Annotated in this window: 8 protein-coding genes; 6 read left to right on the top strand and 2 right to left on the bottom strand. The window is 56.6% G+C overall.

What is annotated here, in order from left to right:
* The first annotated feature begins 312 nt into the window (after positions 1-312).
* Positions 313-1,626 carry a branched-chain amino acid transport system II carrier protein gene (gene brnQ, locus F8N49_RS23185; protein WP_016773681.1) on the top strand — a complete coding sequence of 438 codons (1,314 nt, stop codon included), beginning with the start codon at positions 313-315 and terminating at the stop codon, positions 1,624-1,626.
* 96 nt (positions 1,627-1,722) lie between these two features.
* On the opposite strand, the gene F8N49_RS23190 is transcribed toward brnQ, so the two are convergent.
* Positions 1,723-2,952, bottom strand: coding sequence for a hypothetical protein (locus tag F8N49_RS23190; RefSeq protein WP_151552750.1), 1,230 nt, complete (start codon positions 2,950-2,952; stop codon positions 1,723-1,725).
* Between the two features lie 232 nt (positions 2,953-3,184).
* Here F8N49_RS23190 and F8N49_RS23195 point away from each other — a divergent pair, with 232 nt between their 5' ends.
* Together F8N49_RS23195 and F8N49_RS23200 are read left to right on the top strand one after the other, a co-directional pair.
* A complete protein-coding gene (locus F8N49_RS23195; protein ID WP_016773682.1) occupies positions 3,185-3,922 on the top strand; it encodes a DUF599 domain-containing protein in 738 nt (245 codons plus the stop codon).
* Complete coding sequence (locus F8N49_RS23200) at positions 3,922-4,323, top strand: MAPEG family protein (protein ID WP_151552752.1); 402 nt, start codon at positions 3,922-3,924, stop codon at positions 4,321-4,323. Before F8N49_RS23195 ends, F8N49_RS23200 begins: the two co-directional genes overlap by 1 nt.
* A gap of 61 nt (positions 4,324-4,384) precedes the next feature.
* Here the strand turns inward: F8N49_RS23200 and F8N49_RS23205 are convergent, their stop codons facing one another.
* Positions 4,385-4,621, bottom strand: a complete 237-nt coding sequence (locus F8N49_RS23205; RefSeq protein ID WP_007959016.1) for a hypothetical protein — start codon at positions 4,619-4,621, stop codon at positions 4,385-4,387.
* 158 nt (positions 4,622-4,779) lie between these two features.
* Here F8N49_RS23205 and F8N49_RS23210 point away from each other — a divergent pair, with 158 nt between their 5' ends.
* The 3 genes from F8N49_RS23210 to htpG form a co-directional block, all read left to right on the top strand.
* A complete protein-coding gene (locus F8N49_RS23210) occupies positions 4,780-5,256 on the top strand; it encodes a PaaI family thioesterase (protein ID WP_071171476.1) in 477 nt (158 codons plus the stop codon).
* Entirely contained in the window at positions 5,253-5,705 is a 453-nt protein-coding gene (locus F8N49_RS23215; RefSeq protein ID WP_071171477.1) for a PaaI family thioesterase, read from the top strand. Before F8N49_RS23210 ends, F8N49_RS23215 begins: the two co-directional genes overlap by 4 nt.
* An 82-nt stretch (positions 5,706-5,787) precedes the next feature.
* Positions 5,788-7,553, top strand: a 1,766-nt coding sequence (htpG, locus tag F8N49_RS23220; protein ID WP_151552754.1) for a molecular chaperone HtpG, incomplete at its 3' end; no start/stop codon positions are given.

A 7,553-nucleotide genomic window follows, 5' to 3' on the forward strand; every position in this document is an offset into this window, starting at 1 on the left:
ATTCTTTGGGACTGCTGCGCAGCCCAACGGGGATAAATCCCCTCGCCACAGGTTCGTTGTGATGAATACAGGTTCTCTGTATGAAAAATAGATATGTAAACGCGACACTGAAACGTCGCGTATCGGATAGTTCGCCCTCTAACAGTGCGTTTGTCAGCCAAATTCGTTAGGCTGGCCGCCATTTTTGCGTCCGCCGCCCACAAGGCAGCCACGCGCTTTAAGGGTCAGTCCCATACGGATCGACAGCATTTCCCTAATCCAACAGGGCAATCCCCCTCTAAATTCCGATTTCAGTAGTGTGGTATTACCTTAATGAAAGTTTTGAAAGGTCAGGACATCCTGGCACTTGGTTTTATGACGTTTGCCCTGTTTGTCGGGGCCGGTAACATCATTTTCCCGCCGATCGTCGGCTTGCAGGCCGGACCTCACGTCTGGATGGCCGCGCTGGGCTTTCTGATAACCGCCGTAGGTTTGCCGGTAGTCACTGTGGTGGCGCTGGCCAAGGTCGGCGGCGCGATGGATGCGCTGAGCAGCCCGATCGGCAAGATCGCCGGCGGTATCCTCGCGGCGGCATGCTATCTGGCTGTGGGTCCGCTGTTCGCCACTCCGCGTACCGCGACCGTTTCCTTCGAAGTGGGTCTGGCGCCGTTGACCGGCGAGAGCCCGCTGGCGCTGTTCCTCTACAGCTCGGTGTACTTCCTGCTGGTGTTCTTCATTTCGCTCTACCCTGGGCGTTTGCTGGATACCGTGGGCCGCTTCCTCGCGCCGCTGAAAATCATTGCGCTGGCAGTACTGGGCATTGCCGCGTTCGCCTTGCCGGCGGGTGACATCGGTCACGGCACTCCAGAGTATGTGGCGGCACCGTTTTCCCAAGGCTTCATCAATGGTTACCTGACCATGGATACCCTCGGCGCACTGGTATTCGGCATCGTTATCGTCAACGCGATCCGCTCCCGTGGCGTCGAGTCGCCAGCGCTGATCACCCGTTACGCGATCATTGCCGGGCTGATTGCCGGCGTGGGTCTGGCACTGGTCTACGTCAGCCTGTTCCGCCTCGGGTCCGGCAGCCATGAAGTCGCGGTCGGCGCCACCAACGGCGCGGCGGTGTTGCATGCGTACGTGCAGCACACCTTCGGTTCGCTGGGCAGTGGTTTCCTTGCGGTGCTGATCTCGCTGGCGTGTCTGGTCACGGCGGTTGGCCTGACCTGTGCCTGTGCTGAATACTTCAGCCGTGTGCTGCCACTGTCCTACAAGACGCTGGTGATTATCCTCGCGGCGTTCTCGCTGCTGGTCTCCAACCTTGGTCTGACCAAGCTCATTGCTTTCTCGATTCCGGTACTCACTGCGATCTACCCGCCGTGCATCGTTCTGGTCGCGCTGAGCTTCTGTAAGGATTTCTGGCATGAGCACGGGCGCATTCTTGGCCCGGTGATGCTGGTTTCCTTCGTTTTCGGCACCATCGACGCCTTGAAAGGCGCTGGTCTGGCCGACTGGATGCCAACTCAGCTGACCCATCTGCCGCTGAGCGAGCAGGGTCTGGCGTGGCTGGTGCCGTGCGTGATGACCCTGGTGGTCGCCGTGGTCTGCGATCGCCTGCTGGGCAAGCGCAGCGAAGTCACTGCCTGACGTGGTTCAGACCCGCCACAAGTGGGTCAGCCCCGGTTAAACAGAAATGCCCCGTATCAATCGATACGGGGCATTTTTTATCAGAGCTGATAATCCTCAGCCCAGATAACGTACGACCAGAGCTCCCACATTGACGTTGTCGCTGTCACGGCTCAGGAGTATTCGCTTGTCGGGCTGCACTGCCACCGAGATCCATTGCATACCGGGCCCCATAGAGTGAGTCACGTATCCCTTGCCATCTCCAAAGGTTGTGTCCAGTTCACCCGTTGCCAGATAGCGGCAGGCAAGCATTTGCTCCCTGGTTATTTGCCCTGTACTCCCCACCACAACCAAGCCATCCTCAGGCTCCCCACTCAGATCGAACAAAGTGCAACCGTCGGTTAATCCAAGATCAGTGACAACAGGCTTACCCTGATTGAATGCGAGATTTGGTCTACCGTTCGGGTTGTACGCGGCCATCATTGCTTTACGTCCTTTACCCCAAACGTCGTCAGGCGATGTGTCGACCTGGCCAGCAACAAAGAAGCTGCCGTCAGCACGTAACATCAGGCTTCGTACGCTGGCCGGGTAATCCGATGGAATGTAGATGGTCCCGGTGCCATCATCGCCGAAGTCTTTATGGGGTGTTCCATCGACGTTCAGGCGCACAATCTTTCCTTCTCCAGCCCTCGAACCTGCGACTGTGATTACTCCATCCTCTGCCACTGAAATCGAAGCAATGCCCATTGCAAGATCCAGCCAGCCTTGGTTGTTGAAAGCGGTATCGAAATCTCCTTTCTGATCAAGTCTGAACAGTCGGTTGCTTTGACCGACGAGGATTTTTTCATCAGCAGTCAGTACTAACCTGGTTCTGGATTGCGACTTGATGGAAGCTTCCGGTTTTGGCAATTGCGATTCGGACTGTGGCAGGAAAGGGACGTAAACCGTCCCATCGAGACCGAAATCGCGATCTCTTTGACCATCAGCGAAGAATCTGGCAAGCGCAAATCGAGTTCCTTGGTCCTCATCATATTGATACCCAAAAAGCAGCGCCTTGCCGTCTTTATAAAGACAGGCGCCAGTGCCGCTGGCTTGTCCCGAACCTGTAAACGTACCTACGATCAAACCGTTTTCGTTGAAGCCAGTATCGTTAGTACCGTCTGCCAGTAATTGCGCCAAATGAAAACTGGCCTTGCCCTCTACAAAAGTTTGTCCCACGAGAAGGATCTTTCCATCCGGGCGCAAGCCTGCGATGTTCAAAGCCTGGCTTCCCGCAGCAAATGACTCGGCGTACCCCCGGTTGCCAAACGTTGTGTCAATGGGCAGCGCAGCGTTCAAAGGTCTCATGCTCAAATCCTTGTCTGATAGGGGAGCGGTCAGTGTTCCCGTTTGAGAAAACGACCTTATGCCTCGCCATACCCTCAGCGCTACTGTCAGAGTTGACAGGTATAAGCCTCTGAAAACTGATAGCTGCGGTCTATTTTGAATAAATTTGACTCTTCAATGAGCGTGTCTTTTTACGAGCCAACACGTCGAAACGAAGGGGTCCCTCCATCATTCCTCTTGCTCAGGACAACGAATGTCGTTCATCCAAGCCAATCTGATCCACCTGCTCGCCGCCGTCTGGTTTGTCGTCTGCTGGGGCGGTTACACCCGTTATGCCACCTGGAAGGCCCGTGATACGGCGTGTCTGGCCAGCGTGTTGCACCTTTACCGCGAAGACTGGATGCGTCGCATGCTGCTGCGTGACAACCGCATCGCCGATGCCAGCGTGATCGGCAATCTGGAGCGCAACGCCTCGTTTTTCGCGTCCAGCACGCTGATCATCCTCGCCGGTATTCTCACCGTGCTCGGTGCGTCCGACCGAGCCGTGTCGTTGTTGGCGGATATTCCGATGGTGCAGCAGGCGTCGCAGGGCATGTCGGAGATCAAGTTGCTGTGCCTGGCACTGGTGTTCGTCTATGCGTTCTTCACGTTCAGCTGGTGCATGCGCCAATACAACTTCGCGGCGATTCTGGTCGGTTCAGCGCCGATGATCGGCGAGCGCCAAGTGACCGAGCAGGAACGCAAGGCCTTCGCTTCACGGGCGGCGCGGGTGATTTCGATGGCGGCCAACCAGTTCAACTTCGGCCTGCGTTCTTATTACTTCGGCATGAGCATGCTGGCGTGGTTCGTCAGCCCGTGGCTGTTCATGATCATGAGCGCGGGAGTCGTGGTGGTTTTGTATCGCCGCGAGTTTCATTCCGACGTTCTCGATGTCATGGTCTATACCCCTACAGAGGCGCCCGTCCCTGAGGCAAACAAAGAGGCTGTTTGATGAGTGTTCCGTTCTGGTGTGTGTTTATCAGTGCTTTATTGATCTACGTGGCGCGCATGCCGGTGGCCAAGGCCATGAAAGAGCAGGGCGGGTATGACAATCACTTGCCTCGGCAGCAGCAGGCGCAGTTGACCGGCTTCGGTGCGAGGGCGCTGGCGGCCCATCAGAACAGCTTCGAAGCCTTCATCCTCTTCGCCGTCGGCGTGCTGATGGCGCATACCACGCAAACCGCGGGTTGGCTGATCGATGCGCTGGCGATCATCTTCGTGATCTCGCGAGTGTTCTATCTGTGGTTCTATCTGGCGGATCTGGCGAAGTTGCGCAGCCTGATGTGGCTAGTTGGCTTCATCTGTACGTTGTTGCTGATGATTAGTCCGACTTTTAGAACCGTGTTGCTCTAACCGGTAAATCGCAGGCAAAAGAAAACCCGCACTTGGCGGGTTTTCTTTCACACCAGAAAGCTTATTGCTTTTTGGCGGCTTCTTCTTGAGCAGCGGCGTTCGATTCAGCCTGAGCTTTGGCAGCTTCGGCGTTTTCTTTTGCTGCGTCGTTCACTTTATCCTGAGCTTTGTTCATGTCTTGCTGAGCTTGCTCAGCATGTTGGTTGGCATCTTGAGCTTTGTCCTCGGATTTTTTATCGCAGGCAGCGAGACCGAGGGAAGCGGTCAACATCAAGGCAATAGCTAAAGTCTTACGCATGGGGTGTATCTCCTTATGGAAAATAACTACTGGCCTTAAGAACTCGGCGCTACGGGTTAAGTTCCTCAATTGTTTCAGATATATAAGTTTGTTTTATCACGGAACTTTTGCCGCTTTTCTCACTACTGGCACAAGGCCCAAACGCGAGTAATTATCACATGGCCGAAAACCCCGTTTTTGAGCGCGCGACGCGCTTTTTATCGGCATTGCGCCACTGTCAGGTCTTGGGTTTGCAGGTGCACAGTGCCTCCAGCGAAGGGCTGACGGTGATCCTGCCGTACAGCGAAAAAATCGTCGGCAATCCCGAAACCGGAGTCATTCATGGCGGCGCCATCACTTCGCTGATGGACACCGCCTGCGGCATGTCGACCCTGTGCGTGCTGCCGGAGTTCGAAGTCTGTCCGACCCTCGATCTGCGCATCGACTACATGCACGCCGCTGAACCGAACAAAGCGGTGTACGGCTTTGCCCAGTGCTATCGCGTCACCACCGACGTGATCTTTGCCCGTGGTTTTGCTTACCAGGACGATCCCGAGCAACCGATTGCCCACGTCGTCGGCACATTCATGCGCATGGGCACCGGTCTGAAGGGCAGCAAGGGTTTCGCGGGCGCGATCAAGGGAGCGAGCCAATGAGCAACGAACTCAGGGAGCAGCTGCAACAGGCCCATGCACAGGGCGATTACACGCCGCTGCTGGCACTGATTCCTTATGCCGGGCTGATCGGTATCGAGTGCTCGCGAGTCGGCGATGAGTTGCTGTTCAAACTGCCGGCGAACAAGGACAACATTGGTAACCCTTTATTGCCGGCGATCCATGGCGGAGTGATTGCCGGCTTCATGGAGCTGGCCGCAGCCCTGCATTTGCTGATTTTCACCGGCACGCCGGGTGTGCCGAAGATCATCGATTTTTCCCTCGATTACCTGCGCGCCGGGCAGTTTCGCGACACCTGGGCCAGGTGTCAGGTCTGCCGTCAGGGCCGTCGCGTCGCTAACGTAGCGGTCACTGCCTGGCAGAGTACCGAGGCCGAACCGATCGCCACCGCCCGCGCGCACTTCAAAATTGATGAGCCCTTGAAATCCTGAACAGCGCCCCCAACTCAGATGACAACCCGCCGCAGACCATTTCGGGTCGCGGCCACTGCCATCTGATTGGAGTTTGATGACCATGAGTGTGGAAACTCAAAAGGAAACCCTGGGCTTCCAGACCGAGGTAAAGCAGCTGCTGCACCTCATGATCCATTCGCTGTATTCGAATAAGGAAATTTTCCTTCGCGAATTGATCTCGAACGCCTCTGACGCTGTCGACAAGCTGCGCTTCGAAGCCCTGGCCAAGCCTGAGTTGCTCGAAGGTGGTGCTGACCTGAAAATCCGTGTGAGCTTCGACAAGGACGCCAAGACCGTCACCCTCGAAGACAACGGTATCGGCATGAACCGTGACGATGTGATCACCCACCTGGGTACCATCGCCAAATCCGGCACCGCCGATTTCATGAAAAACCTGTCCGGCGATCAGAAGAAAGATTCGCACCTCATCGGCCAGTTCGGTGTCGGCTTCTATTCGGCCTTCATCGTCGCCGACAAGGTTGACGTTTACAGCCGTCGCGCCGGCACTGCCGCCAGCGAAGGCGTGCACTGGTCGTCGAAAGGCGAGGGCGAGTTCGAAGTCGCCACCATCGACAAGCCAGAGCGCGGCACCCGCATCGTCCTGCACCTGAAATCCGGCGAAGACGAATTCGCGGATGGCTGGCGTCTGCGCAACATCATCAAGAAGTACTCCGACCACATCGCTTTGCCGATCGAACTGCCGAAGGAAGTCACTCCGGCCGAAGGCGAAGAGGCCCCAGCCGTTGAATGGGAAACCGTCAACCGTGCCAGCGCCCTGTGGACCCGTCCGCGCACTGAAGTCAAAGACGAGGAATACCAGGAGTTCTACAAACACATCGCTCACGACTTCGAAAATCCGCTGTCGTGGAGCCACAACAAGGTTGAAGGCAAGCTTGAGTACAGCTCGCTGCTGTACGTGCCGGCCCGCGCGCCGTTCGATCTGTACCAGCGTGAAGCGCCGAAAGGCCTGAAGCTGTACGTGCAGCGTGTGTTTGTGATGGATCAGGCCGAGTCGTTCCTGCCGCTGTACCTGCGCTTCATCAAAGGCGTGGTCGATTCCAACGACCTGTCGCTGAACGTGTCGCGTGAGATCCTGCAGAAAGACCCGATCATCGATTCGATGAAAACCGCGCTGACCAAGCGTGTGCTCGACATGCTGGAAAAACTGGCGAAGAACGAGCCTGAGCAATACAAAGGCTTCTGGAAAAACTTCGGTCAGGTCATGAAAGAAGGCCCGGCAGAAGACTTCGCCAACAAAGAGAAAATTGCCGGTCTGCTGCGTTTCGCATCGACCCAGGGCGACGACGGCGAGCAGGTTGTCGGTCTGGCTGACTACCTGGCCCGCGCCAAGGAAGGTCAGGACAAGATCTACTACCTCACAGGTGAAACCTACGCGCAGGTCAAGAACAGCCCGCACCTGGAAGTCTTCCGCAAGAAAGGCATCGAAGTGCTGCTGCTGACCGATCGCATCGACGAGTGGCTGATGAGCTACCTCAGCGAATTCGACGGCAAGACGTTTGTCGACGTGGCGCGCGGTGACCTCGATCTGGGCAACCTGGACTCGGAAGAGGACAAGAAAGCCGCAGAAGAAGTCGCCAAGTCCAAAGAAGGCCTGGTCGAGCGTCTGAAAACTGCGCTGGGTGATTCCGTGGCTGAAGTCCGCGTATCCCATCGTCTGACCGATTCGCCGGCCATTCTGGCCATCGGCGAACAGGACCTGGGCCTGCAAATGCGCCAGATCCTCGAAGCCAGCGGGCAGAAAGTCCCGGATTCGAAGCCGATCTTCGAATTCAACCCGAGCCACCCGCTGATCGAGAAACTCGATGG

Origin of the sequence: Pseudomonas sp. GXM4, from assembly GCF_008923895.1 — a bacterium.
Classification (GTDB): Bacteria; Pseudomonadota; Gammaproteobacteria; order Pseudomonadales; family Pseudomonadaceae; genus Aquipseudomonas; species Aquipseudomonas atacamensis.

Excerpts from the sequence above, each read along its gene's own strand:
- F8N49_RS23210 (WP_071171476.1), top strand. The coding sequence starts at position 4,780 with ATGGCCGAAAACCCCGTTTTTGAGCGCGCGACGCGCTTTTTATCGGCA.
- F8N49_RS23190 (WP_151552750.1), bottom strand. The coding sequence starts at position 2,952 with ATGAGACCTTTGAACGCTGCGCTGCCCATTGACACAACGTTTGGCAAC.
- F8N49_RS23200 (WP_151552752.1), top strand. The coding sequence starts at position 3,922 with ATGAGTGTTCCGTTCTGGTGTGTGTTTATCAGTGCTTTATTGATCTAC.
- F8N49_RS23195 (WP_016773682.1), top strand. The coding sequence starts at position 3,185 with ATGTCGTTCATCCAAGCCAATCTGATCCACCTGCTCGCCGCCGTCTGG.
- brnQ (WP_016773681.1), top strand. The coding sequence starts at position 313 with ATGAAAGTTTTGAAAGGTCAGGACATCCTGGCACTTGGTTTTATGACG.
- F8N49_RS23215 (WP_071171477.1), top strand. The coding sequence starts at position 5,253 with ATGAGCAACGAACTCAGGGAGCAGCTGCAACAGGCCCATGCACAGGGC.
- F8N49_RS23205 (WP_007959016.1), bottom strand. The coding sequence starts at position 4,621 with ATGCGTAAGACTTTAGCTATTGCCTTGATGTTGACCGCTTCCCTCGGT.